25 protein-coding genes and 1 pseudogene are annotated in these 26451 nt (G+C 46.3%); 14 read left to right on the top strand and 12 right to left on the bottom strand.

All coding sequences use genetic code 11. The features are described from left to right. Positions 1-119: 119 nt before the first annotated feature. The 3 genes from QUB30_RS06050 to QUB30_RS06040 all read right to left on the bottom strand — a co-directional run bounded on the left by QUB30_RS06050 (position 120) and on the right by QUB30_RS06040 (position 1690). Positions 120-956: a M15 family metallopeptidase gene (locus QUB30_RS06050; RefSeq protein WP_333330525.1), complete on the bottom strand. Its 837-nt coding sequence runs from the start codon at positions 954-956 to the stop codon at positions 120-122. 225 nt (positions 957-1181) lie between these two features. Continuing rightward, positions 1182-1403 carry a helix-turn-helix transcriptional regulator gene (locus QUB30_RS06045; RefSeq protein ID WP_333330522.1) on the bottom strand — a complete coding sequence of 74 codons (222 nt, stop codon included), beginning with the start codon at positions 1401-1403 and terminating at the stop codon, positions 1182-1184. A gap of 74 nt (positions 1404-1477) precedes the next feature. Next, positions 1478-1690 carry a helix-turn-helix domain-containing protein gene (locus tag QUB30_RS06040; RefSeq protein ID WP_293131940.1) on the bottom strand — a complete coding sequence of 71 codons (213 nt, stop codon included), beginning with the start codon at positions 1688-1690 and terminating at the stop codon, positions 1478-1480. Positions 1691-1889: 199 nt separating this feature from the next. Here QUB30_RS06040 and QUB30_RS06035 point away from each other — a divergent pair, with 199 nt between their 5' ends. Beyond that, positions 1890-2330 (top strand): hypothetical protein, encoded by a 441-nt coding sequence (locus QUB30_RS06035; protein ID WP_333330519.1) that lies wholly within the window; start codon positions 1890-1892, stop codon positions 2328-2330. Between the two features lie 33 nt (positions 2331-2363). On the opposite strand, the gene QUB30_RS06030 is transcribed toward QUB30_RS06035, so the two are convergent. The 3 genes and pseudogenes from QUB30_RS06030 to QUB30_RS06020 form a co-directional block, all read right to left on the bottom strand. Further along, entirely contained in the window at positions 2364-4547 is a 2184-nt protein-coding gene (locus QUB30_RS06030) for a pentapeptide repeat-containing protein (protein WP_333330516.1), read from the bottom strand. A 58-nt stretch (positions 4548-4605) separates the two neighbouring features. Continuing rightward, positions 4606-4974, bottom strand: coding sequence for a transcriptional regulator (locus tag QUB30_RS06025; protein ID WP_333330513.1), 369 nt, complete (start codon positions 4972-4974; stop codon positions 4606-4608). Continuing rightward, positions 4967-5306: pseudogene (locus QUB30_RS06020) on the bottom strand (type II toxin-antitoxin system RelE/ParE family toxin). Before QUB30_RS06020 ends, QUB30_RS06025 begins: the two are co-directional and overlap by 8 nt. Before the next feature lie 273 nt (positions 5307-5579). On the opposite strand from QUB30_RS06020, the gene typA reads away from it, so the two are divergent. From typA to QUB30_RS06005, 3 genes are all read left to right on the top strand, one after another. After that, the gene (gene typA, locus QUB30_RS06015) at positions 5580-7370 is read left to right on the top strand and encodes a translational GTPase TypA (protein ID WP_333330510.1); all 1791 of its coding nucleotides are present in this window, start codon (positions 5580-5582) and stop codon (positions 7368-7370) included. A gap of 105 nt (positions 7371-7475) precedes the next feature. Beyond that, positions 7476-7697, top strand: a complete 222-nt coding sequence (locus QUB30_RS06010; protein WP_333094472.1) for a hypothetical protein — start codon at positions 7476-7478, stop codon at positions 7695-7697. Next, on the top strand, positions 7697-7963 hold the full coding sequence (locus tag QUB30_RS06005) for a Txe/YoeB family addiction module toxin (protein WP_333093428.1): 267 nt from the start codon (positions 7697-7699) through the stop codon (positions 7961-7963). The genes QUB30_RS06010 and QUB30_RS06005 overlap by 1 nt, the downstream gene beginning before the upstream one ends. Positions 7964-8031: 68 nt before the next feature. Here the strand turns inward: QUB30_RS06005 and QUB30_RS06000 are convergent, their stop codons facing one another. Next, a complete protein-coding gene (locus tag QUB30_RS06000) occupies positions 8032-9171 on the bottom strand; it encodes a tetratricopeptide repeat protein (protein WP_333330507.1) in 1140 nt (379 codons plus the stop codon). A gap of 173 nt (positions 9172-9344) precedes the next feature. Here QUB30_RS06000 and QUB30_RS05995 point away from each other — a divergent pair, with 173 nt between their 5' ends. From QUB30_RS05995 to QUB30_RS05980, 4 genes are all read left to right on the top strand, one after another. Next, a complete protein-coding gene (locus QUB30_RS05995) occupies positions 9345-9890 on the top strand; it encodes a hypothetical protein (protein WP_333330504.1) in 546 nt (181 codons plus the stop codon). 137 nt (positions 9891-10027) lie between these two features. Further along, the gene (locus tag QUB30_RS05990) at positions 10028-10900 is read left to right on the top strand and encodes a ParA family protein (protein WP_333330501.1); all 873 of its coding nucleotides are present in this window, start codon (positions 10028-10030) and stop codon (positions 10898-10900) included. Next, positions 10897-11343: a hypothetical protein gene (locus tag QUB30_RS05985; protein WP_333330498.1), complete on the top strand. Its 447-nt coding sequence runs from the start codon at positions 10897-10899 to the stop codon at positions 11341-11343. The genes QUB30_RS05990 and QUB30_RS05985 overlap by 4 nt, the downstream gene beginning before the upstream one ends. Before the next feature lie 68 nt (positions 11344-11411). Next, positions 11412-12770 (top strand): DPP IV N-terminal domain-containing protein, encoded by a 1359-nt coding sequence (locus tag QUB30_RS05980; RefSeq protein ID WP_333330495.1) that lies wholly within the window; start codon positions 11412-11414, stop codon positions 12768-12770. A gap of 141 nt (positions 12771-12911) precedes the next feature. Here QUB30_RS05980 and hpsL read toward each other — a convergent pair whose 3' ends face one another. Continuing rightward, positions 12912-14576 carry a hormogonium polysaccharide biosynthesis protein HpsL gene (gene hpsL, locus QUB30_RS05975; RefSeq protein ID WP_333330492.1) on the bottom strand — a complete coding sequence of 555 codons (1665 nt, stop codon included), beginning with the start codon at positions 14574-14576 and terminating at the stop codon, positions 12912-12914. A 267-nt stretch (positions 14577-14843) separates the two neighbouring features. On the opposite strand from hpsL, the gene QUB30_RS05970 reads away from it, so the two are divergent. Next, positions 14844-15551, top strand: coding sequence for an alpha/beta hydrolase (locus tag QUB30_RS05970; RefSeq protein ID WP_333330489.1), 708 nt, complete (start codon positions 14844-14846; stop codon positions 15549-15551). A gap of 143 nt (positions 15552-15694) precedes the next feature. On the opposite strand, the gene QUB30_RS05965 is transcribed toward QUB30_RS05970, so the two are convergent. The 3 genes from QUB30_RS05965 to QUB30_RS05955 form a co-directional block, all read right to left on the bottom strand. After that, positions 15695-16591 carry a succinate--CoA ligase subunit alpha gene (locus QUB30_RS05965; RefSeq protein WP_190662712.1) on the bottom strand — a complete coding sequence of 299 codons (897 nt, stop codon included), beginning with the start codon at positions 16589-16591 and terminating at the stop codon, positions 15695-15697. A gap of 83 nt (positions 16592-16674) precedes the next feature. Next, complete coding sequence (locus QUB30_RS05960) at positions 16675-17883, bottom strand: succinate--CoA ligase subunit beta (RefSeq protein ID WP_333330485.1); 1209 nt, start codon at positions 17881-17883, stop codon at positions 16675-16677. 337 nt (positions 17884-18220) lie between these two features. After that, positions 18221-19738 (bottom strand): glycosyltransferase family 2 protein, encoded by a 1518-nt coding sequence (locus QUB30_RS05955; protein ID WP_333330482.1) that lies wholly within the window; start codon positions 19736-19738, stop codon positions 18221-18223. Between the two features lie 246 nt (positions 19739-19984). On the opposite strand from QUB30_RS05955, the gene ebsA reads away from it, so the two are divergent. The 5 genes from ebsA to QUB30_RS05930 all read left to right on the top strand — a co-directional run bounded on the left by ebsA (position 19985) and on the right by QUB30_RS05930 (position 24666). Then, a complete protein-coding gene (gene ebsA, locus QUB30_RS05950) occupies positions 19985-20359 on the top strand; it encodes a type IV pilus biogenesis protein EbsA (protein ID WP_333330479.1) in 375 nt (124 codons plus the stop codon). 1359 nt (positions 20360-21718) lie between these two features. After that, positions 21719-22816: a phosphotransacetylase family protein gene (locus QUB30_RS05945; RefSeq protein WP_333330476.1), complete on the top strand. Its 1098-nt coding sequence runs from the start codon at positions 21719-21721 to the stop codon at positions 22814-22816. 300 nt (positions 22817-23116) lie between these two features. After that, positions 23117-23620 (top strand): hypothetical protein, encoded by a 504-nt coding sequence (locus QUB30_RS05940; protein WP_039887610.1) that lies wholly within the window; start codon positions 23117-23119, stop codon positions 23618-23620. 15 nt (positions 23621-23635) lie between these two features. Next, entirely contained in the window at positions 23636-24052 is a 417-nt protein-coding gene (locus QUB30_RS05935) for an MAPEG family protein (RefSeq protein ID WP_333330543.1), read from the top strand. Between the two features lie 122 nt (positions 24053-24174). Continuing rightward, positions 24175-24666 carry a YajQ family cyclic di-GMP-binding protein gene (locus tag QUB30_RS05930; RefSeq protein ID WP_006634691.1) on the top strand — a complete coding sequence of 164 codons (492 nt, stop codon included), beginning with the start codon at positions 24175-24177 and terminating at the stop codon, positions 24664-24666. A 91-nt stretch (positions 24667-24757) separates the two neighbouring features. Here QUB30_RS05930 and QUB30_RS05925 read toward each other — a convergent pair whose 3' ends face one another. Further along, complete coding sequence (locus tag QUB30_RS05925) at positions 24758-26422, bottom strand: mucoidy inhibitor MuiA family protein (protein ID WP_333330473.1); 1665 nt, start codon at positions 26420-26422, stop codon at positions 24758-24760. Positions 26423-26451: the final 29 nt, after the last annotated feature.

Raw genomic sequence — 26451 nt, 5'->3', positions numbered from 1 at the left:
GAGTGGGGGAGTGGCAAAGCCGGAGATGTGGAAAATCTTCCTTCTTCCTTCTTCCTGACATCCGTTACATCCGTTACATCCGTTACATCCGTCGAGCGAATCCGTTGCCGAACTTCCTTCTACTTTTTCATCGAATGAGCTTTGTAGAAAGTTTCGAGGCTTTGCTTGTCGCCCACAAACCGCCAGTGCCAAGGCTCGTAACTGACGCCTTGGCGATTGTTTTTGGGGAAGGACATTTCAAAGCTGAAGGCGACGGCGTTGGCTTCTAACCACTTGAATGCTTCGGTATTTTCAAAACTGGGGCTGAGGTTGTGTTCGGGGGCGCTGCCGTCGCCGATGTCGATCGCGTAACCGGTGTGGTGTTCGCTGTAACCTGGAGGGGCGCTAACTTCGGCTCGCTTGCTAGCGTTTTGCCTGCGTTCGGCTTTCACGTCAAAAAATACGTGCTGTTGGTCTTCCACGGAGCGAAAGCCGGATATGGGAGCGAAGTAGATGCCTGATGCCGCTGCGGCGTTGGCCATTTCCTGATATTTTGCTGCTGCTGAGGTGCGGAGTTTGACGCTACCGTCGGGGGTGACGCCTACTAAGTCTTTGGCTGGTGCTTCTGGGTAGGGCAAGTGTCCCAGCAGGTTGTCTGGGGTGGCGGGGGCGGTGCCGACTTTTGGATTGGTAGCTGGACTCGCGGCCGACGGAGACGCGGAACTGGCCGGTGCTGGGTTTTGTTGAGTTTGCTCGGCCTGACTGGTGGCTGGGAACAAGTTAAAGTTGAGGTGCAGCCAGATGCTGACCCCACAGGCTAGTGCGGCCAACCCTAGCAGTTTCCAAATCAGCCCTTTTTTCTTAGACTGACTCTGCCCTGCTTCTGGGTATGGGTGGTCTCGCACTGCTTCTGGAATTTCGTCGGCGACAAGCTCCGAGGCTTGCGGGGGTTTTCTCGACAGACTAGCGTTATCCAAGCCAGCTCCACTCCTGCACTTCAATAAGGCTCAACGTTACAAATTGTAGACCGATATGGGCGATCGAACAGCTACAATTGGCGCTGAGAATATATCATCTCTTTCTGACTTCGCCCCGTCCCATCCGCCAACTCTCGCATCTGTTGCTTGGGCCCACAGTCGATCGTCCCTGCGAGGCCGAACTGGTTGGCGCTGGTAGCGCTGGTTTATTTTAAGTGTAATTTGTTACTGTTCCACAAAATCCAACAATTCTTCGATCGACACATCAAACGTCCGGGCCAATTTTAGCAGAGCACTGATGTCAGCCATTGCCATACCGGGCGATCTGGCATAACTTTTAACAGTATTGTAGGATACCCCGGAGCGATCGGCTACTTCTTTGAGCGTCCAGCCTTCCCTAGCCGCCAACTCTCTAATTCGCAATTTTATTAATTCGCCTCTTGACATGAGGGTGAAATCTCACCTATAATGTTTATATACATAAACGTTAAATCCCCGACTGAGGAAACGCCGGCGACAACCTATTCTTCCACGACCTCAAACAAGTCTTCAATCAACACGTCAAAAGTTCGAGCTAATTTTTGCAGATAAGTAACGTCAACCGTTGCTAACCCGGGCGATCGGGCATAATTTTTCAGCGTGCTGTAGTGAACTCCCGAGCGATCGGCAACCTCTGTCAAAGTCCAGCCGTTTTCGGCGGCCAGCTCTCGAATCCGCAACCTCACCAATCCCATTCTTGACAAAGGGCAAGTATTTGCCTTAAAGTAATTAGATATTAAAGGGCGATCGCCCCCTGGCCTCAGAAACTAAAGGGCGATCACTTTTTCAGACAAACTCTCATCAAATGAGACACACCTAGTTAAATCAGACGCACTTATTCAAAACGCACTCATTCAATCAGATGCACACATTCAATCAGATGATGCACCCACTATGATAGCAACACAACACTCAGAAGCCAAGCAAATAAATCCGCTAGCTCGCTTTGTCACCAAAGAAGCAGTTGCCAAAGTCTTGAAAGTCAAGCCAGAACTGATTCGGGACATTCGCTGCTGGGCTTACGTCATCCACGTTGTGGGAGTTGGCATCAGTCAATTTGTCAGCTACGCAGATATGCCGCCAATTTTAGGAGTCGAACCGCCGACGCTGCAAGACTGCATCCGGTGGCGAAAACGCTGGAGAATCAGCCAACATCAAGCACCGATATTTTGGGTAGATTTTTATGAGGGGAAATTTCGGCAGTCTCGCGGTGTGGAAGAACTCTACAACTGGGGTAAGTTGGTAAGTAAGATTAAGCACGGGTTGTCAGAATTGCAGGTGGAGTTGCTGCGGAACATCTATTGTGTGGTGAAAGAGTTTATTGAGGCTTTTTGAGTTGATTTGGTTTAGCAAACCCCTTAACTAATTTTATTGATGAGTAGAGCCATCTGGCATAATTGCACCAGTCAGTTTAGCATTTGCCAAGTCCGCTCCCCCTATTTTTGCACCCGTTAAGTTAGCGCCAGATAAGTCTGCAAAGCCTAATCTTGCTGCACGGATGTCTGCTGAAACTAGCTCAGCACCACGCAGCTTTGCAGAGTTTAATTCCGCTTGTCGCAAGTCAGATTCAGTTAAGTCGGCTGTCGTTAGATCGGCACTAACTAATCTTGCATCATTCAAGTTTACCTGCTTCAAATTAGCCCGACTCAAATTACAGGCGTCTAGACTTGCTCCCTGAAGTTTTGCCCCACTCAAATTCGCATCTCTCAAATTGGAATTATTCAATTTTGCTGAAATCAAATTAGCACCTTGTAAATTGGCTCCCGTCAAGTTAACACTGCTCAAGTCCCTACCAGTTAGATCGGCATTTTGCAGTGATACATAAGGAGCAATTAAGTAAGCGCCAGCTTTCACGGGCTCGAAATCAGTAGGAAATAAAGTTGCTTGATTGTAAATCGCTCCTTCAAGTTGAACTCCCTTGAGATTTGCTCGGTCGATGTTGGCTTCTAAAAGGTTAGAATTACTCAGGTTTGCATTTGTCAAATCAGCATTGTTTAGGTCGGTTTTTCTTAAGTATAGCCCGCTTAAGTTAGCTTTACTGAGGTTTGCACTTGTAAATTTTGTTTGTTGACTAAGTTTAGAGCCGCTGAGGTTTGCACCATTCAAATCGGCTTCACTAAAATTTGCATTTTCTAGTTTTGCTCCTCTTAAACTCGCCTTGCTAAATTTGGCTTTTTCTAGTTTAGCTGATTGTAAATTAGCCTGAGAGAGGTTAGCATTGATTAAATTTGCCCGCTCCAGATTGGCACTGGATAAACTAGCCTGAGCAAGGTTGGCATTGACTAAGTTTGCCTGATTCAGATTAGCACTATATAAATTAGCCTGCTCGAGGTTGGCATTGACTAAGTTTGCCTGATTCAGATTAGCACTGGATAAATCAGCCTTAGAAAGGTTGACACCGCCTAGTTTAGATTCGCTAAAATTTGTGCTAGAGAAATAGCCCTCCCTCATATCTGCTCCATTAAGAATTGCCCCGCTGAGGTTGAGCCTCTGCCAATTAACACCCCTTAAATTAGCTTTTTTCAAATTAGCTTTACTCAGGTTGACATCAGAAGCTAGGTGTTTACCTGTTAGATTAGCCCCAGCTAAATTAATCCCTGTAAAATCCCTTTCTCCCTCACTGTAACGCTGCCAAAAATCCTCAACACTAACAACAGGTTCCAGACATTCCTCAAACTCATCCTCCACATCCTCCTCACAGCTATCCTCTAAAGCAATATCTTCAGCATCCGCCGCCAAGCCTTCCAAATAATCAGCTCGATCGATGGAATCCGAACTCGCTAAAAACCGTCTTTCTATCTCCTCCTCATTTAATACTTCGCTGCTGTCAAAGCGCTCAATTAATTGCTTGACTATTTGGCAGTCATTCGTGCGAATTCCCACTTCTTTTTCTGCACTTTCATCGCTGTTAGTCAGAAAATTATGGCTACCCAATATGGCAAAACTAGAATCACATACTAAAAAGTTTTCGTGAGTTCCCAATAAAGAGAGACAAAATTGATCGGGATATTCGCTGGCTAATTCTTGCAAATCGGCCAAAGCATTGTAGCGCCATCCCTTGCCGATATTTTGCCTGTCTCCCAGATAACCCCAGCCAATATTTATCAAACATCCTCGGTTCAAACACTCTCTAAATTTTTGCAGCAATTCATCATTAATGCTGTTACAATTAAGCCAAGGGCAAACAATAATCAGCCGCTCTTGAGCTAGTGATAAAGCTTCCATCAACACAGCACGACTGTTGGGACGATCGCATACTAACTGATACTGAAAGTCTGACTTTGGCTTTTCTGTCTCGGTGTCAAGCTCGATCGGTCGATCGGCAATGACAGACATATCGCCATTTCCCAAATCACACGGCTGTTGCAGGGACGCAATTTCAGCAGTCAAACTTTCTAGCATTTGCGGTTCAGGGCGATCGTTAAATCGTTGTTCCTGTGCCTCTAACTGCCTCTTAAGTTTGGCTAGATATTTTTTCAGAATAACTTGCTCTTCTTCAAGCTGCAATACTCTCGTGGCTATTGATACTAAATCTAGTTCGGTTTCTGACATAGTGCTACCCTAAAATCAAAAAAACTTAAAAAGCCATGTTTGGGAAGTTGGCGCCTCATCAAACATTACCCACTTCCGCCAACTCAGCACCACCAACAGAATCTTTCTCTTCCCCTTTATCCCCTTCATCAACTGCAACAGATAACTTCAATCCCAGAGCATTTAGCCAACTTGCCAAAGCATAAATTGTCGCACTTCCTTCTCCCGACAACAAAACATCTAATTTTTTCAAATGCAATTTAGCATCTTCAGCAGGCATATTTGGTTCGCCCAGAGCCTCAAATACATCTCGAAGTGCTTTTCGCATGATTCCTAATTCCAAATCTCCTTCTTCCTCCTCAAGTATCTCTGTGAGGTAAGCCACAGCAAATAAGGGGTCTTTGAGAGATTTAATTTTTAACGGATGGTAAGGTACGCTTTTAGGCATTTTCTCGGCTCCTGTATTCTCTCCAATATTTCTTAGCTGTGCTAATATCTTGCTCTTGAGTGCTTTTATCTCCGCCGCACAGCAGAAGCACTATAGTGGTTTCTATTTGTCCAAAATAGACGCGGTAGCCCGGGCCAAAGTCAATCCTAAATTCCCAGACTCCCTCTCCCAGCGATCGAGAATCTCCTAGATTGCCCTCGCTAACCCGCTCAAGCCTTTTAACAATCTTGGCCTTGCCTTTAAAGTCAAGGGAGAGATTCCAACCACTCGGAAAAAGGAATTTTGCCATCAGGTATCTGATACTGCTGAATATCTCTGGGTTGTACTTCCATAAAGCCGATCGTACTTGCACCCTCATCTTAATATCGGCGATCGCCCCCTATCAAAGCTTCTTCACCTGGGCCAACTCAAGATCGCCGATCGAAAAAAACTCTGCCGTCAGGCGTGTTGTAACGCTCAATTTCACGCTTGTTGCACTTCCATAATCTTGATTCTAGCGACGATCGCCCTCCAATCTTAAAGCCGGGCCCGATCGGCCCTTGACTCCATGCGCTACAATTATTAAGAAATCTTTAGTTAGATCCGTTTAACGTTCCAGACGCATTATGAGTCTTCCCATTCGCAACGTCGCCATCATTGCTCACGTCGATCACGGCAAAACCACCCTTGTGGACGCTCTCCTCAGACAGTCCGGGATCTTCCGCGAAGGGGAAGAAATCCCAGATTGCGTCATGGACTCCAACGACATCGAGCGCGAACGCGGCATTACCATCCTTTCCAAAAACACCGCCGTCAGGTACGGAGAAACCCTGATCAACATCGTCGATACCCCCGGACACGCGGACTTCGGCGGCGAAGTCGAACGAGTTCTCGGCATGGTTGACGGCTGTCTGCTGATCGTAGACGCCAACGAAGGCCCGATGCCGCAAACGCGGTTCGTGCTCAAAAAAGCCCTAGAAAAAGGACTGCGCCCGATCGTCTTTGTGAATAAGATCGATCGCGAGCGAGCCGACCCCCACAAAGCCGTCGATAAAGTTTTGGATCTGTTCCTCGAACTAGGTGCTGACGACGATCAGTGCGAATTTCCCTATCTCTTCGGTTCCGGCTTAAGCGGTTACGCCAAAAAACACCTCGAAGACGAAGGGGTAGATATGAAGCCCCTCTTTGAAGAAATCCTCGACCACGTACCACCCCCCGTAGGCGACCCCAACAAGCCACTACAACTGCAAGTAACCACCTTAGATTACTCAGAATACGTCGGTCGCATCGTCATCGGCCGCATCCACAACGGCACGATTAGAATCGGTCAACAAGCAGTCTTAATCACCGAAAGCGGCGCGATTGTCAAATCAAAAATTACCAAACTGATGGGCTTTGAAGGCCTGAAGCGGATTGATATCCCAGAATCTTCTGCTGGTAATCTTGTCGCCGTTGCCGGTTTTGCTGATGCGTATATTGGCGAGACAATTACCTGTCCCAACGACCCGCAAGCGCTGCCTTTAATCAAAGTAGACGAACCAACTTTGCAGATGACTTTCTCTGTGAACGATTCGCCGTTCTGCGGTCAAGAAGGTAGTTTGGTAACATCGCGTCAAATTCGCGATCGACTAATGCGAGAACTCCAAACCAACGTCGCCTTGCGCGTCGAAGAAACCGAATCTCCCGACAAATTCCTCGTATCCGGCCGTGGCGAACTCCACCTCGGAATCCTGATCGAAAATATGCGTCGCGAAGGATACGAATTCCAAGTATCTCAACCGCAAGTAATCTACCGCGAAATCGGCGGTCGTCCCTGCGAACCCTTTGAATGTTTGGTGTTAGACGTACCCGAAGAAGCAGTCGGTGGCTGCATCGAACGCCTCGGTCAGCGGAAAGCAGAAATGCAAGATATGCACGTCAGCAGCACCGGTCGCACCCAAATCGAATTTTCAGTCCCCGCCCGCGGTTTGATTGGATTCCGAGGCGAGTTTATGCGCTTGACTCGCGGCGCTGGAATTATGAACCACAGCTTCCTCGACTATCGCCCCCTCGGTGGAGAAATTATCGCCCGTCGCAACGGAGTATTGATTTCCTTTGAAGAAGGAATTGCGACCCAGTATTCACTGAAAAATGCTGAAGACCGCGGCGTATTTTTCATTATCCCCGGAACCAAGGTTTACAGAGGGATGATTATCGGAGAAAACAACCGAGATGAAGACATGGAGCTGAATATTTGCAAGTCCAAACAGTTGACAAACCACCGCGCATCTGGCGGTGAAGAATTGGCGCAATTGCAAGCGCCGATCGATATGAGTTTGGAGCGCGCTTTGGAGTACATCGGCCAGGATGAATTGGTGGAAGTAACGCCAAAATCTATTCGCTTGCGGAAGGTTTCTAAGAAGTTGGTCAAACGCTAAAACAAATTAAGGGCTGGCAATTTTGCCAGCCCTTAGTGTCAACTTCAAACTACTGTATTTAAAGGCAATATTAATTTTTATAGAAATCAAAAATAGGTAAAAACGATGTCAACAGTTTATCGTTTAAAAGCCAGTGAACTAGATCGTAACTTTTTAGAACAAATTAAAGCGATTTTTGGAGATAAAGAGATTGAAATAATTGTCTCAGAATGCGATGAAACCGAATATCTTTTGAAATCGGAAATCAATAAAAACAAACTGTTGAAAGCTATTGAAAATGTTAAAGACAGACAAAATTTAGTTGAAGTCGATTTACAGGATTTGTAATGAGTAGAAGAATTATTTTTGAATCTTCTGCTTTTGCAGATTTTAATGAATGGGCAAAATTAGACAAAAAGATTTATCGCAAAATTGTAGAACTGATTAAAGATATAGATCGATCGCCCTTTGAAGGATTGGGCAAACCTGAACCTCTGAAATACGAGTTAAGTGGTTTTTGGTCGAGGCGCATTGATAACGAACATCGTTTGGTTTACCAAGTTACGGATGAAGAAATTGCGATCGCAGCTTGTAAGAATCATTACAGTGAATAGTAGTATATTTGAAGCTTTAAGCAATGTAGCGATCGCTCTTTTTATCCCTTTACTAAATGCGATCGCTCTCAATCTTCTTGCTGAAGTTCTTCTATTATATCAAGTAACTTTTGGTAATTTTCTTCTTTTCCATGCCGACGATATAAATTTTTAGCATTGAAAAAATCCTCCTCTGCTCTTTGGGAATAGCCCAATTCATAGTGGACAATGCCTCGGTTGTAATAAGCTTCAGCAAAGTCTCGTTTAAGCTCAATTGCCTTGGTGTAATTCTCAAGCGCTTTCTCTTTGTTCCCCAAACGAGAGTGAATAATTCCCAGATTGTAGAATGTTGTAGCCTTATTAGGATTCAGCCGAGCTGCCTGGGCGTAATATTCAAGCGCTCTTTGCAGATCGTCTAATTTCAAGAAGTAGACATCACCTCGATTATTCCAAGCAAGGGCATCATCAGCATTTAGTTCAATTGCTTTGGTGAAATCTTTAAGTGCCTCTTGCAGATCGCCCAGGCATAAACGAGCAAAACCTCGGTCATTGTAGGCTTGAGCATAGCCAGGATTTAGTTCAATTGCTCGGGTGTGATCGGCCTGCGCTCCTCGGTAATCACCTAATTTACAAGAAATAATACCCCGGTTGTTGTGAAAATCTGGACACTTAGGCTTGAGAAATATCGCATCTGTGTAATCATCAATTGCTCCCGAATCGTCCCCTAGTTCACCGCGAACATTAGCCCGGTTATTGTAGGCATCTGCATATTTAGGATTGAGCTTAATTGCTCGATCGAAATTTTCAATTGCTCCCTCAAAATCTCTTTCTTTAGCCTTGTTTCTTCCCAGTTCATCGAAATCCTCAGCACAGATCGGAGAGTGCGATCGCACCCTCTCGACCACAACCTCGTCACAAAAGTTGTCCAGCCCTTCCTCAATTTGCTCAGGTTCAACATCTTGAAAATGAGGGTTACTCTGTTCTTTTTCCTCTGTCTCAGTTTCAGTGGGCGGATTAGCAATAATATCTCTCCAATCTAGCCCTAGCCTTGTACAAATCTCTTCAAAATTTAAGCGCTCAACTGGTTCAGGTTTAAAAAAACGACTAACAGTTGAGCGAACTATTCCTAACTCTAGCGCTAAAACCTTCTTATTTAAACTATTTCTGATTAAAGCATCGTGTGCTTTTTTGATGCCTTCTGGAGATGCCTTTAATCCTCTTATCGCCATAGCCTGACTCCAACACTTATGGCTATTGTAACTGAACGAATGAAAGTCAGACACAAACTCAGACAGAAAGTCGGACACATCAGACAGTTTAGCCGGTCACAATCTCAGACACCGACCCTCGAAGCTAGGGATGTAGTGATTTACTACTCAAAACTTAGCTGACGGAATTAATCATGTACAACAATAATCAGCACAACGAACCCGAATTCTCCCAGCCAGTACCGCCGCTTTCCCAAAAACAGGAATACGACTTCCAAACTCAAAAGAAAGTAGGAAAGACAGGAGAGGCGATCGTAGACCAGTGGTTGCAGATTCATGGCTATCGCATTGAGGATGTCTCAGATTTGCCACAGTATCAGAAAGCAGGTATTGACCGCCTACTAATTCGCCCAAACGGTTCAACTGCAACTGCTGAGTACAAGACTGATATAAAAGCCAAGCAAACTGGAAACTTGTTTTTTGAAGCTTGTGACGATCGCAACCGTCCCTGTTGGGGATGGACTTCGCAAGCCGATCTCTGGATATTTTTCATTCCTCAACAGGAGATATTGGTCGTCGAACCGGGTAAATTCAGGTTGTTAGTTTCGCAGCAACACCCAGAACTCCCGCAGAAAGTAGTACCAAATCGAGGCTACAGTGTAACTGGATTACCTGTTCCATTAGTAAAGGTGCGGAATATTGCTAGTCACGTTTTCAAGTTTCCTGACGTTCTTTTCTAAAAAGAGACTCGCTGTTAATCTGGCGATCGCCTACTCAAGGCGATCGCCATTATTCGAGTAATAATACTTAGCAAACGCTAATTGGGCGATCGTTATGTTTTAATAAAAAATTGAGCAAAATCCAAACAAAGCCAGCCATGAGTCCTAAATCAATAGCCGTAATCAACTTCAAAGGCGGTGTCGGAAAGACTACCGTCACTTGGAGTCTGGGCAATATTATATCCCAAGGAACAGACTTAGAAGTCTTGATGTTAGACTTAGATCCGCAAATGTCGCTCACAGAGGCGATCGGACTTAACGAAAATACAGGTCATTTAGATGACAAGTTTGGTAAGTGGTACGAACAATCTCTCAAGCACAGACTCACAATTTACGACGCTCTAGAAGTCTTTAAAAAAGCCGGACAAAACTTTAAATTCCCCGTTGGTTTCGACACGATTTATCAGATTGACGAACAGTTGCATTTTGTCCCTTCAGTTGAAGAATTGTATTGGTTGGATATCGATGGATTTGAGGGAAAAAGTGTTAAAGACTTCATCCGCAGATTCATCGGCAAAATCGCCAACTCTGCCAATCTCCCCAAATACGACTTGATGCTTTTTGACTGTTCGCCTTCCTTCAGTCTCCTCACCTACAGCGTACTCTCTTGCTGCGACTTAATATTAATTCCCGTCAATCCCGATTATTTTGGTTCTAGGGGATTGAGTTTAGTTTTAAACTCGCTCCAGAAACGGATTGAGCCTTATCCGTTTCCCAAGATAGCAGTCTTTATGAATAAAGCTAAAACCTATGGAGGATTGCTGACAAATGAAGTTCAGTTCTACATGAGAGAAGTAAAGAGACTTTGCGAGGAGATATCAAAAGATAATAACATAGAAGTTAGATTTTTAGAATCGACGATTCGCGAAAGCGTCGGGCTAAAACGGGCGATTAATGAGGGAGAACTGCCGCGAGAATTAGTTAGAGAATTTGAAAAACTATGGCGCGAGTGTGAGGAGTACCTGAAATGAGTAAAAAAGAAATTTTGGCTGCTTCCGAACAAGAAAGAGGGGGGTTAGTTGAGGAAATTGGCGAACTTAAGGAAATCTTGCGGGAGGTTGCTCGAAAATTAACCCGGCTTGAGACTCAAGTCAAGCGGGGAGTGATTTCTGCTGGCTCAAAAACTTCGGATATTCCCAGGGTTGCTGATGTTACTAAACCTGCTAATTTATCGGCGGTAAATGTTCTAGAAGTTTATGAAGAACTGCGTTTACAAGCTAAGAATGGTAATGAAGAAGAGGTGAGGCAAAAGTTGTTGGCTATGAGTGCAACTGACTTGAACTTGATGTGTTGCGAGTTAGGGATGCCACCCAGCAGCAAGAATCCGTCCCGCAAAAAAATGTTCGAGCTAATTATTGGTAGAATTAAACAGAGTTTGAGGCTGTCGCGGCATATAGACCGACAAACACTTTAAAAATTAGCAGAGAAATCGATAAAATGCGTTTTAACTTGCATTTCCCGCGGGGATATCGAACAGGGAAGATGCCCGTTCCACAAGAGTTTAAGTTGAGTGTGGGGTGGGCATCTTGCCCGCCCATCAAAAGCTTGTTGCAAATTATGCAACTTTTTAGCTTCAATAAATTATGGCCGATAAGTGCGATCGGCATATTTTCACTAACACTCTTAATCAGCTTGTTTTTGAGCCTTCACAGCCCTCCCCCAACCGCAGCCCAAAAACCAAGGATACTAGCGTTTACCGCCCTCCAGATGCGTGGCAGCGAGAACAGATCCCCTTTATTTGCGGTCAATGCTACCAGTTGGGTTCGCCGCCAACTTACACCTAATATAGATGTTATCGCTCCCCTAGTGTGGTCGCCCAACGGCCAGCGACTGGCTTTCGTTGGCGGATACAGCGACATCTATACAGTCAATGCTGACGGTTCTCGACTAACTAAACAGTTTGCTGAGGCTGGTTGCAAAGCAGCTCATTTTGAAATAGCTTGGTTTTCCAACAGCCAGAAACTTGTTTTTGCCCGTTCTTGCAACGGTTTTACTTCTGATGCTCCCGGCAGTGAGTCACTTTATACAAGCGACACTTCTGGCATTAAAGGAACTAAATTAGTTCGGGAGTGGGAAGTAGGAGGAGAGCCGCCTAAAACAGAAATTTCATCTGAATTTTACCTTTCCGGGGACGGTCAGCAGGTAGCATTTGTCAAGGATAGAAATATCTACAAAATGAATGCCGACGGTTCGGAAATGACCAAACTAACTAAAAGTCCCGACGAAGATATAATATCCGGCGCAAGGGATCTTTTTTGGTCGCCCGATCGCACAAAAATTGCTTTCTTGTCTGGCGCTTATCCGAAACAGCAAATTTACACCATTAATGCCGATGGAAGCAACCTCAAAAATTTGACAAACAACCCGCAAAATGACGTTTACAACGGCAAACTATTGTGGTCGCCCGAGAGCAGCCGCATTGCTTACTATTACAACAATAAACCAGGCGATTCATCAGGCGAACAGCAAGATATATACCTGCTCGATATTAACCGGGGTACAGCCAAGAACCTCACCCAAAAACCCAGAAACTACGACGAAATTTCGTGGTCGCCGGATGGCAAATTTATTGTTTTCGTCGCTGGAGAGTTCAACAATCAAAAACTCTACACAATCAATGCTGACGGGAACCAGCTAAATCAACTAGCTTCTCGGCTAGAACCGTCGGTAATTTCCGAATTAGCTTGGTCTTCTGACAGCCAGCAAATTGCTTTTATATTTAATGAAATCCAAGGAGACAAAAGCAACTTGTATGTAATTAATCGGGACGGTTCGGCATTGAATAAATTGACAAACGACCAGGATTTGAATGCTAGCCATCCGGTTTGGCAACCGCAGTAAAGTTAAGAGCCACAATATGCTGTAGGGGTGGGTTTTAGCACAGATAAACCCAGAACGGTGGGCTATCTTTGCACCGCCTTGGAGCGAAAGCGGGTTACTGAACAAGAAAGAATCCACCAAACTCAACACTCAAAACTATTCTCAAATTGGGGAAGATGCAATAATTTTTTTCTCCTTTAATGGCTGGTGAACTTGCAATTCATTTGACTCAACTTCCTGGTGTTTTTCATCCTGCACCTGTTTATCAATTTTGGGCAACTTTAAAATCGCCCCAGCTAAAACCCAATAATAGACGGACACTGGATCTACATCCAGCGGATAGTATTGAGTATTGATCGTAATAAATGCAACAAACACCCAAAAACTAGCTCCGTAACTCCGCAAACTTTTGTCCTTGACAGAGCGGTAAGCTCTAAAAGTTAGAAAAGCCAAGTGTAAAACCATGATTTGAAAAGCAATCATTCCCGGATAACCGAGTTCGTAGATCAACTTAGGTTGGAAAGTTTCAATTAGCTGCGTGGTACCAAATATTCGCGTTGAATTAGTTGCTCGTCCCACACCTCTACCGAAAGGTCTGTCAATGATAAAATTGTTGCTCTGCTCGAATTGATTAAAGAGAAACTGCTGGGGCGGTGCAGCATTCCAGCGACTAACAAAGCTCTCCCACCGCTGCTCGACAATTCCCGGGTTAATAGCTGCACCGACAAACAGCAGAATCGCCAGTCCTGCACCGACGGGAATAAATCGTTTTAAATTAACTAATTGACCGGTGAGAACTAGCAGGATTGCTGTAGCAACGGGAACCATAACTAAAGCAGCTCGTTGACCGGAAATAACGGCATTGGCAAATACTAAGGCCATGCCAAATAAACCGATAACTCGCCACCAGAATGAAGGGTCACAAAAGGCAGAGGCAAAGGTTAAAAAAGCATTAGAAATTAAAAACCACGCCCACTGCCAAGGCGCGACAAAAGTTCCCGGCAAGCGGATAAATTTGACTTCTGGACTGAACACCAAAGAACCGCCGACAAAACATCTAGCTTGCAGCGTTGCTTTATATAATTCTTCTCCGATCATTCCTCGGGTGCCTGCACACTTTCCACTTTGCAGCAACAGGTATTGAATCAAACCGAGAAGGCAGCAAACGATCGCCAAAACGATGTGCATTCGACTAAAAAATACCAAATCCTTCTTAGTGCGGAGCAGATAATAGGTACAAGCAATCAGCGGTATGTAACCTATCAATACTTTTAAGCCGAGAATTCCTTGCAAAATTGGTTTGTCGCCCTTCATAGGGTTGAGCTGCATATCGCCGTTGACAAAAATTAAAGTCAGCATGGCCATCATTAACAGGATGCTGAAGGTAGAAAGCATTTGTTTGGGAATGAACAGGGGCAACTGTTTCTTTTTGCAGCTTTGAATTAGGGCGATGAGGGCTGGTATGTAGAAAGCATCTTTTGCTACTTGAAATGCAGCATTCCCGCCACCAATTGCGTAAGTAATTGTACCGCTGAAAGGCAGGTAAATTAGAAAAGCCCACAAAGCTTGACGGGGGTACTTGTAGGAAAGCAGCAAGATGGCTGCGGCTGCGCCTCCTGCAATAGCAATCTTAGGGCGGGCTACGAACAACAGGGGGATGCTGGCAGCAAGGCTGACTAAGCAGCTTATGGCGATCGCCTGCAGCAATTCATTGCGCTTTTGTGAAGTTTTGCGTTTTTGTGCTGCTACTTCTTTTTTGCTTAGCGCTGTTGTTTTTTCGCTGTGCTTGTGTTTGGATTTTTTGGATTTGCGCTTGGTTTTCAACATAACTTCTAGAAGGCACTCAGATGTAGAAGGCACTCAGATGTAGAAGGCACTCAGATGTAGAAGGTAGAAGGCAGAATGAATAGAAGCAAAAATATTGTGGCAGATGTGGTTACTTATTCTTAAAGTCAAGATCGAGAAAAAGTCTCGGTCGAGATTGTGGGTGTGATGCGGGTACAAATTAGACAGGCGACCTTGTAGAATATAACTGCTGCATCTATAATGTACAAATCTCGAAAAAATAATTTTAATCGAGCGGTAAAAATGAATATGAAATTAACAAAATTTGTATCGATCGGCTTTGCCCTTCTTTTAGGAGCAAGCGCGAGCATATTATCTAGCAGCAGTACAGCATTAGCGGCCGAAAAAGTTGTCCTCACATTTGGCCCGCTCAGACAAACCATCAATATCACCGACTTAGAAGACTTTGCTAAAGATGGCACGACGACCCCAACCCTCCAACAAATTATCCGGTTTTCCAAAATGGACGCGCAAGTATTGCGGGGGTTCATGGGTCTAGAAATCGGTTTAAAGCCTGCTAATCTGGCCAGGGTAGTTTACAGCACCCCGGGAGAGAAAATCACTGACGAAATCGGTCAAGCAATTCGGACTCAGCGCCGCACAGAAAGCGGGAAAGCTCTGCGGGCGGCGATGATGCTGGCGGCCGGGGATGACGGTAAGGTATCGCTGCTGGAAATCCTGAAAAAGTATCCTCTAGCGGAGGTTTACGTAGATGTTGCCAGCATTAGCGCCGCTGTTGGGAAAGTTCAGAGTTTAGCCGGAAATATGCAAAGCCTGCTTCAAGATGTGATGCGATCGACAAGTCGCACAACTGAAACAAATCCCACCGAAAGTCCGATCGAACCTCGGCGCAGCGTGCAGCCAACAATTCCGCCTCCAGCGCCGCGCCGCGCCGAACCCGCACCCTTGCCAGCACCCGCACCGCAGCCTGTGAGGCCGGTCAGAGGACTGTGGTAAAAAAATCATAAATGTGTCTTAGGGGCGGGTTTAGCCCGCAGTTGTGGCATTCAGCAGACAATTTTGAGACCAAACCCGCCCCTGCCCTACCCCTATCCCAACCCCCAAGAGGGTTAGGACTTGTGTGGAAACTCCCAAAGCAATCAATTTTTCTTTAGCAATTTTTTGAGCAACTTAGGAATCTCTGAAGGTCGAGCCGCCACAGGTATGTCCGCCTCTTCAAAGGCAGCCATTTTGTTTGGGGCCGTAACTCCAAAGGCTTTCTGGGCAGCAGCGCGAGAACTGATCAGGATGCCGGCGTGGCCCAAAGACGGCCCCTTGGGAGCGTAGCGGCCGGCCAGATAAGCAACCACGGGTTTGTCGATCGCCGAAGCGATGTAAGAAGCAGCAGCTTGTTCACTCCACCCGCCAACTTCCCCCACCAAAACCATCGCTTCGGTACTGTCGTCTTCGTCCAAAAGTTGCAGCCACTGCATAAAAGAAGAACCGACAATCGCGTCGCAGCCAATACAAACCGCCATCGACTGTCCCAACCCCGCCTCCGTTAGTTCTAGGGCAACTTCGTAAGTCAAAGTGCTGCTGCGGCTGATCACTCCCACCGGGCCGGGAGTGTAGAATTCCTTGGGGTGAGTTCCCAGCAGCAGTTTGTCGGGCACAATAATCCCCGGACTGTTGGGCCCGATTACCAAAGTTTCGGTGGCTTCTGCTTTTCTGACTAAGTGCACCATATCCAGAGGAGGCACTCCCCCAGTAACGATCGCGATTTGCCGAATTCCTCCGGCGATCGCTTCTAAAGCCGCATCCAGCACCGAGTAAGCGTCTACCAAAATTACCGCAGTGTCTACGTGACCCACTGCCGCCACTGCTTGTTCTACCAAATCAAAAATCGGAATTCCCTCCACTTCCAGCCCCCCCCGACCGGGACTGACACCGGCGACTACATTCGTGCCGTATGCTTTCATCATCAGGGCGGCGCGGGTGGACGCGGGAGATTCTGTAATGCCCTGTACTAGGACTTTGCTTTCAGGAGTTAAATTCATTTTTTCCCACTTGACACTCGATCTGTAAAAAGCAGAAGGCCTTCATCTGTACAGAAATCTCATTTTTTGCCGATCGACTGCCGCTACTTGACGGAGGATACAGAAGCGGCCGCGGCCTCATCCAAAGTGCTAGCTAGCTGCACTGGCAACTGTCCCAAACGCTTTTTAACAGCATCAGCATCGATCTCTACCAGCCGGAGCACAACTTGGATGTGGCGGTTAGCGCGAGCTTTCCGTTCCAAATAGCCGGCTACTGCAGCGATTATTTCCTCGGTCTTGGAGGCGCTGCCCAAAATATTTACAAGTATCACCTTAACGCTTTTATCCTGAGCGACTAACTCCAGACCCAACTCCACGCGATCGCGCAGGGCATTTGCTGCATAGTAGCGGTCTAGGGAACCAATATTCACAAAATTAGCTGGTTTTCCTCCTTGGTGGGTTACAGCATCTAGAGTTGCCATTGTCAGGCCCACTCCGTTGCACAAAATCGCGATATTCCCGTCTAGTTCGATTAATTGCAGGGATTCGGAATTCGAGATTGGGGATTTAGATTTGGGGTCAAACTCCGGCGACTGCTGAACCTTCGAGTGGGCATGGGGACTTCTTCTTTCCCGTGCCAACCCGCTGCTTTGCCTCTTTCCCGATAGTGTTGCCAAATCTGGATGCCGCCCCAAGGCATCGTCGTTGGCGGTGACTTTACCATCTAAAGCCATTACCTCTCCCGTCGGACTGATGCCGAGAGGATTGATTTCTACTAGGTCTAAATCTTTTTCGACAAACAGCCGATACATTTTTTCGACAATGGTGCTCACCGATTGAATCAAGTCTCCCTGCAATCCCATTTTCAGCGCCAGACGCCTCGCGTAGAATGGGGAAAATTCTTGATCTACGGCAACTTGCTGCATTTGCTCGATCGACCCTTCGACATCCATACCTCCTTGGCTCGAACCCAGAAGAACCGGGCGTCGCGCTACGGGGTCTAGGAGTACCGCTAAGTACAATTCTTGGTCAGCGTTGTACTTTGCTTCTGCCAGCAGGACTTGGGGATATTCATCCTCGATCGGCAAATTAAAAATTGTTTGGGCGGCAGCTACTGCATCGATCGTATTTTCCACAAACTTGATACCGCCCGCCCGGCCCCGTCCCCCAGCCCGCACTTGCGATTTGAGTACAACTGGGTAGGGAATTTTCAGTCCTTTGAGGTCGGCGGGATTGTCAATCCGCTGCGACGGCAAAATCGGAATTGCCATCTGGCGAAATAAAGATTTAGCTTGGTACTCTAACAAATCCATTATCTATTACGGGTGACGGGTAGTTGGCAACAAGCAATTCGTCCTAATTGGCAATTCATAATTAATAGATAGTAATTGGTTTTTTGTCAAGTTAAAAGTTAAAAATTCTCGCTTTTATCTTTTAAATTTAGACTTTTGTATTGCCGATTACTTATTCGCTATTACCGCTCGCCGATTACCTATTACCTAAGCTGTTTCAAAGTGTTTTTTTCTCGGAATTGCCAAATTTTACTCTTAGGATATGGCGGGCAGGTATTTGGCGAGCGTTGGTGTTTTTTTGCCTCGGAAAATCTTCGGACGTTCGGCGATACTGTGCCTAGATATTTCTGCGAATTGTTTACTTGATGCTATTAGCAGCACCTTGATGGACGGTTTTGACCCATTTGAGTCGCTTAGGCCGTACCGCAATCCGAGCCGTCACAGTCCCTACCAGCAGCCAGTGGAACATATACACAGTACCCCGCAGCGTTTGCAGTAAGGTGAGAAAAACTCTTTTAACGTCAAATTTGGTCTCTTTGCGAGTGCGGCGCAAACCGACAAACATTCCCACCACCGACAATGTAAGGGTCATAAAAGTTATGGGACTGGCGATCGGCATCCGGCGCAGCGCAATTGACATCACAAAGTCGGGTAGCGCTACTGTGGGTAAGAAATATTGAGATACCCAAAATCCAAATAAATCCCAAGTTTTCCCAGTTCCCATGCGGTTCCGCAAAATTAGCCGCCAGTAGTCAAGATAACGCTGATAGCCACCTTCTGCCCAGCGATTGCGCTGGTGCCACAGAGCGCGAGCGTTAGTGACTCCTTCTTCTGACACGGCTGGGAAAGCGAGAAATTCAATGTCCCATCGGTCTAGGTGCAGCCTCAGAGTCAAATCCAGGTCGTCGGTAATTGTCTCTTCGTTCCAGCCTCCGCAGCTTTCCAAGGCGGTGCGACGCATGAATTGGCCGTTACCGCGCAATTCTCCAATGCCGCCGATCGCAATCCGCTGCTGCTGGAAAAAACTGTCGAGAGCCATTTCTGCTTCTTGGCCGCGAGTCCACAAATTTACTGAAGCATTGGCGATGGCTTTTCTGACTTGCACAGCTCCTACCTGTTCTCGATCGAACACCGGCAGCACCCGGCGCAGCAAATCTGGCGTTACTGTCGCGTCGGCGTCAAATATTCCCACAAATTCCCCGCGAGTCAGCGGCAACACTTGATTCAATGCTCCCGACTTGCCGCCGCTGGCATTTGCTCCTCTGCGAAATACTTTGAGCTGGGGGTACTTTTTGGTGAGCTGTTCCAATACTAGCGGCGTGCCGTCGCTGCTGTGATCGTCGATCGCCCAAACTTCGTAGCGGTCGGTCGGATAATCTACATTGCAGATTGATTCTACGAATCGGGCAATCACCGCTTCCTCATTTTTCGCCGCCACCAGCAGCGACACATACGGCCAATCCTCTCGGCTTTCATCGGCAAGAGGCGGCAGTGCGGGCTTGGGTTCCGCAAACAACACTCGAAATGCTTGCATCCACAGCAGTCCCGTCAACCCCCACACTACCCACGCACCCCAAGAAATCAAGTGCAGGGCGATCGTCCCGCCCCAAATCGCAGTCAGCACTGCGGCGGCTTTTCCGCGCCGTCCCCGGTACAGATTTTGAGGAAAAGAGGGAGTTCCCGGCACAGACACCGCCACCGGGAGCTTTGCTTTTGTTTCCGTGTCAAACACCCTGTCGCCAATGTCTGGTATAGCAAATACTTTGCCGAGCTTCGAGTTCGAGGTCAAACTCTTGAGCTCTTCTTGAGCTAAATCAGAGATGTCCAAGTTAAGCTCGCTGCGAGTGTCGTTTTCTGGCCAAGAACTCTCCTGCATAGGTTACTTGATTCAACCACCAATAGTTTTTGATTTTAGAGATAAGTATTTACTGTACCAGTTTCTGGCGTTTTGTCGAAAGCAGACCGGAGGACAAGCAGCGGACTCGCTGCTTGTCCGAACAGGGTAAACCGGCATTGCATAGAGTATTTGGGATGACTTTTGCTTGCGATCGACCATGAATATCTGTTAGTTTTTTCAGAGGATCTCAAGTATCTGCTAGTAGTAATTGTCTGAGGTATAAATATGTCTATTCCTCAACTGAAGCCAGCCGACGACAAAGAAGTAAAAGTCTACGCGCCTTTCTGTCAAGAGCCCCGGCGCAAGTTTTTGCCGCACGCTATCGGCCTCTACAAGCTCAAAAGCTTGGAGGGGGCAAGAAAAATTGACGGCGGGGAGAACGTGCCGTTTGTCGCTAGTTGGAATATATCGTCGTTGCCGATCGATTTGACCCGCTGTCGGGTTTTGTTTGACGGCAATGCTGAACTTAGCTACGAAGTGACCATGCAAAGCTCTGAGTTTGTCAGTTGCTTAATTGAGGTACTCCTGACTTTTCAGCGGACTCGTACCGTCGATTTTTCTAAAACGTTTTACCGGAAGCTGATGCGCATGGATGATTAACTTTCACCGTACCGGCGCTCCCGAAACTCCGCAATTGACGATCGAGCAATTGAATCCGGGACCCCCGGATTCATTCCTGGATCGAAAAAAAGCTCCTCGCTCCCGATCGCCAGCCCCCCGATTTATCAGTGGGGTCGCTTTCTTCAATCTAAAATCTAAAATCTAAAATCTAAAATCGATTGACGGGCGCTATAACTGGCGCACCAATAGTGTAACGGTACCACGGCGAAATTACATGATTGGTGCGCCAGTTTTATTTGAGAAGCAGAAATAGTAAGTGAGTTCTTAGATCTTTCTCAATAATCTCTTTTGGGGGAACCACTTATCCCCACCGCTCAAGTAAATTTACAGCAATTTTCAGTTGAGTGCGATACAGATTTGGTGTAGGGACTCAGGCAAAGCCTGAGTCCCTACTTGTATTTGATCCAATTGAAAACTGCTGTACTTTGTTGTGGAACAAGCGCAAAAGCCTATTTCGGATAGTGGTACCAAGGAGTGCGATCGCGCCCTCCAATTTCGTTCAAATTTTGCGACTCGGTAGCTGAGAGGAAAGCGCTGTAGATCCGCCCAAGGAAAATCAATCTACAGCCCTTGAACTCCGATCGGGCTGGCATCGCAATCAGCCTTTGGGCGGTCGAAATGCCAGCCCTCCCTAAGACAATTTATGTGTTTAGGCACGACCTAGCAGCCCTCTGTTAGACAGCTTCAGGACTTACGCATCGGAACCCACAAACCGGGTTTTTTACCGAATCTACGGTCTACAACGCGTCTTTTCATAAAAAAACCCGGTTTCTCAACAATCGTGCGTAAGTCATAAGCTTATTGCTCGCAGTGCAAGATATTAGTTTTTACGCCGGCGATCGCACTTATAATTAATAATTAATAATACCTATTCAGTTTCAATAACCTGCCAAATTGCTTGGGATACAAATCGTGCTTTATCCATACAGAATACCTGTATTTAATTAATATAAAAATGCCGCAAACTCCGTGAAGGCTTGGCAGGGGGTATCAAATTTGGCTTTGATTCCTTGTTGTTATCTAAAATGGCTTGATAGCAATGTCTAATTTCTGCCACACTAATTTTTTTTAAATACAAATAAAAAAGGAATAATTGTCTATAAATGCTTTTTTTAAATGACAATTAAAAATATAATATAATATAAAACACTTTTTAATAATAATGAAATGTACAATAAAATGCAAAAAAAAGGGTTGCAATCAGGTGAATAAAAGCTGCAATCAAAAAAACGATATGGGCAAAAGCGACAAAATCGAGTATAATTGTATTGCGAAATTGAGTCGCAGTGCAGAAATACTGTTGAATAAACTAAATTTAGTGAAATAGACAGGTGCAAATTGAGGAGTGAAGGCGTACCCAAATTGACTAAATATTTGCTGATCGGTTCCACTAAAGCTTATAGTGGCAAGTCCGCGATCGCCCTAGGGATGGCACTCGGACTCCGAGCCAAAGGAGTGGACATCGCCTACGGCAAACCTCTGGGAACTTGTTTTAGCTCCGAGGGAGTTGGGGCCGGGGACGAAGACGTGCGGTTCGCGGTAGAGACGCTGAAGCTCTCAGCAATCCAGATGCCGTCCACACTTGTGTATTTGGACGAAGAGACAGTTCACAAGCGTTTGCGGGGAGAAGACAAGACAGATTACCGCTCCGGTCTAGCGGGATATTTGCAAGATCCCAGCGGAGACTTGGTGCTGTTAGAAGGCCCCGCTAATTTGGAGGAAGGCAGTCTGTTCGATTTGTCTTTGCCTCAAGTCGCTGAGGCAGTTGATGCCTCTGTGCTGCTGGTAGCGCGCCCGATCGATCTGTATGTAGACGATTTGCTGTCTGCTAAACAGCGTTTGGGTTCGCGGTTGCTGGGCGTGGTACTCAATGACGTTCCCTCGGACAAACTCGAATCGGTAACGGCGACTGTGCGGCCTTTTCTGGAGGCTGCGGGTATTCCAGTTTTGGGAATGCTGCCGAGAAGTGCTTTGCTGCGAAGTGTCAGCGTCAAAGAATTGGTGCACCAATTGAAAGCTGATGTGCTGTGCCGTCGAGACCGTTTGGACTTGATGGTGGAAACCTTGACAATTGGCGCGATGAATGTTAGCTCTGCTCTGAAGTATTTCCGCAAAGCGAGAAATATGGCGGTGGTGACGGGGGGCGATCGCACGGACATTCAGCTAGCGGCTCTGGAGAGCTCGACTCAGTGCTTAATTCTGACAGGCCACTTGCCTCCTTCTCCCCTAGTGATCGGCAGGGCAGAAGAAATGGAAATTCCAGTTTTGTCTGTGGATTTGGATACCTTAGCCACGGTGGAAATTATCGACAGCACCTTTGGCAACGTGCGCCTGCACGAACCAATCAAGGTGGAATGCGTTACTCAGCTAATGGCAGAACACTTTGACCTTGAGGGCATGATGGCATCTTTGGGGTGGGGCGATCGAGTCCATTAAGAAGGCAGAATGTCTGAAGGTATTTGGCAGCGGGAGCTGAAGAAAGAAGGTATTCGGCAGAGAGAATTTTTTGTTTAAATAAATAAAAAACCACAATTCTTAAATTCTCAATTTTTTTTGAATTATACCTTCAGCTCCGGCAGCCGAATGCTTTCAGACATTCGGCCTTCTGGCTTCCTCCAATCTCCTCATCCTCTAGTGAGATCTCGTAAATCAGCAATTCTTAACTTCTTTTTGGTGGCAATTGCTAGTGAGTCTGCTAAAATCCACAACGTAGTTTTATTTAATTTAATAAATTCTTTGAGTCAATCAATTGAGCTACCCAGAGTAGATGATTTTTTACAAGAACTTGCGGCGATCCAGCAAACCAGCTCCAAGCGGATTGCTCTTTTGGGTTCTCGCCACGTTCCTATTACCCACCAGCAGCTAATTGAGATGCTGAGCTACGCCATAGTTCTGGGAGGCAATCAGCTCATCACTTCTGGCGCTACAGGCACCAATTCAGCCGCAATTCGGGGGGCAATGCGAGCAGATCCTAATCTGCTGACAGTGATTTTGCCGCAAAGCATGAGCCGCCAGCCCCGGGAGTCTCGCGACCAGCTCGAACAAGTGATACATTTGGTAGAAAATCCCAAAAATGACAGTTTGTCTCTCCCGGAAGCAAGCGCCATGTGCAATCAGGAGATTATTTCTCGCTGCCAGCAACTGATCTGTTTTGCTTTTCACGAAAGCCACACTTTACTGAAAACTTGCCAGGATGCGGAGGAACAGCGCAAGGTAGTTACTCTGTTCTATTTTGATTGAACTGCGAGGCGGATGATGCTGTTGGGATTGCCTGTGTCGGTTATTCTGCTCGATTGTATTGCTGCTGCTGCTGCGCTGGTTTACGCACCGTTTTTGGTGGTTGCGTTCGCCCGCTTGCAGCTAGGCTATGACCAAGCAGCCCCCCGCGCTATGTTTGATAAGTTGCCGGCTTACGCTCAGCGGGCAACTTGGGCTCACCAAAATTCGTTTGAGACGTTTATGCTGTTTTCAGCGGCGGCTTTGATGGCTTTTGTGACGGGGGTAGATTCGGAGGCGGCGGGTTGGGCTGCGATCGCTTTTACGATCGCCCGGTTGTTGTTTTCGGTTTTCTATATTCTGAATGTGCCGCTGGGGCGATCGCTCATGTTTGCGATTAGTTCTGCTTGCACAGCTACTTTATTCTATTTCAGTTTAATGGCTGTTAATGGCTAATTGTTATTAGTCAGTAATCAGTAGTCATGAGTCATGAGTCATTAGTCATTAGTTAAGAGACGCTTAATTAATGACTAATTACAATTACCCATTACCAATTACCCCTTACCAATTACTAATTTATGGCTGCTAGTTATTCCTTTGATATTGTCAGCGAGTTCGATCGGCAAGAATTAGTTAACGCTGTTGACCAAACTGTGCGGGAAATTCAAAGCCGCTACGATTTGAAAGATACCAAAACTACCGTGGAATTGGGTGCAGAATCAATTACTGTCAATACGGACAGCGAATTTACTCTCGATGCCATTCACACTGTTTTGCAAACTAAAGCCGCCAAGCGCAATTTATCTTTGAAAATTTTTGATTACGGCAAAGCTGAACCTGCTAGCGGCAGTCGAGTGCGTCAAGAAATTAAACTTAAAAAAGGTATCAGTCAGGAAATCGCGAAACAGATTACTAAATTGATTCGCGATGAATTTAAGAAGATTCAAGGTTCGATTCAAGGAGATGCAGTGCGGGTGTCTGCTAAGGATAAGGATGATTTGCAGTTGGTGATTCAACGCTTGAAGCAAGAAGATTATCCGGTGGCTTTGCAGTTTACAAATTACCGCTAGATTTGAGAGTTTCTCGGGGCTTCAGTCCTCATACGTGGTGACGAATAAGGACTTTAGTCCTGACTACAAACAACTTTTTGCCGACTTAATATTAAATATCTAAACCGAAGACTTTTAATTCGGGAGGATATTCGACAACAAACTGGTAATATAACTCTTGGTTTGCTTGCGGGGGCAGAGACATTATCCATTCCAGCACTCCCATTTCACCTGCTACTATCTTCGGATTAGTGAGAGTCGATCGCACTTTGATTTGCTCATTGCGGCTGACTGGCAATTGCTCTTTTAGTGTCAGGTGTACCTGCACCTGCTGCAAGTTTGTCACATTTAAGCGATAAGCGTAACTCGTGCGCCGCTGCTGGCCGATAAGTTTTTTATCTACTTGTCTTTCTACTAATTCCCGCTCTATTTTTAGCCCTTCATCTATTCCTAAATTAAGCTTGAATTCTTCACCTGGGGAGATATTTTCTAACTGTACAGTACCGACAAAAGTGTTATCGCGAAAGATATTTGCTTGACCGGGTAGCAGAGTTGCGCCTGTCAGCGGATTCACAACAACTGCTTGCAAATAGGCAAAACTGACTAAGCGAGGAACGGCAATATATTCAGGTTTCGAGGGATAATTTTCGCTAAAAATCGTAACTTTGTGCGGTGTACCGTCGCTGGGAATCTTGGTATTTCCCCGTACTTGAAATGTGACGGTGCCGCCTTCTCTAGATACTTTTGCTGTCGCGGTTTGAGCCGCTATGGATTCGGGTGCGGCAGCAGCACCGTCCCCAGCCATCATTGCAAATTGTGCCTCGCTTTCCATCTCTAATTCCATATAGTCTCTTTCCATTTCTGCTTCCGCAGTCGGTCGGGTGGGTTTCATCAAAAGTTGTCGGGAGCGAGCTGATTTTGGGTAAACAGTATCGATAAACCAGGGTTCGAGTTTTGGTGGCAAAGTTCCCATTCCGGGTTTGGCTGTGGATAAAGTCAGCCCTACTTCCGTCCAATCTTCCCCTGTATTTTGATTGACTTCGGCTAGATATTTGAGGTTAATTTGGTTGTTGGTAGTGTGGACTCGCAAGTCGTAAAGGGGAGTCCAGCGGGCTCCCATGACTACATAGGAAACTTCTAGTTCAAAATTGCCTGTGCCACTGGGTTCTATGGCAACAATGATGTTAAAACTTTGCTGAGAATGGGGAGTTTGTACTTGCCGCAACTGCAGCAGCAAAGCTTCTATTTGCTTGTCTAATTCGCGCTGCTGTTTTTCGTGCTGGGCGATCGCACTTACATATTTTAGGTAATTAGTTCCTAAAAAGTTGAGCAATTCGCCAGTTTCGTTTAAACCTACCTGCTGTTTGGCGATGCTACTGGAAAAGAAACCGACGCTTTTTTCGCTCAAACCTTCCACAAATTTGAGCTGAATTTTTCGGGCGGTTATTTTGTCGTTAATTCCCCGTCTTTGGGTTTGTAAATCCTGGATTTGTTGGGTTAATTCGCCAGTCCGATCGCCCACTGGTTCACTGCTAAACACTGTTTCAGTTCGCACTCCCAGCAATCGCACTGCAACTGTACCCGCACCCGTGGCCCTAACTGACTCTGTTTCGAGGGTTGCGGGAACAGAGGCGATCGCCAATTCTGTCTCGTTTCCCGTCAGCGCCACCGTACCGCGCCTCGTCACCCGCGCGCGATCGGTATAAACTGTAACTTCTGATATGCTCGTATCTAGTGTTTTAATGGTATCAGAATTAAGTATTTCTGAGTCAGTCATTGCCAGTTGCTCCTATTTAATAACCGTTT

It is taken from the genome of Microcoleus sp. BROC3, assembly GCF_036702515.1.
Lineage (GTDB): Bacteria > Cyanobacteriota > Cyanobacteriia > Cyanobacteriales > Microcoleaceae > Microcoleus.
This window is presented reverse-complemented; position numbering and strand designations above follow the sequence as displayed.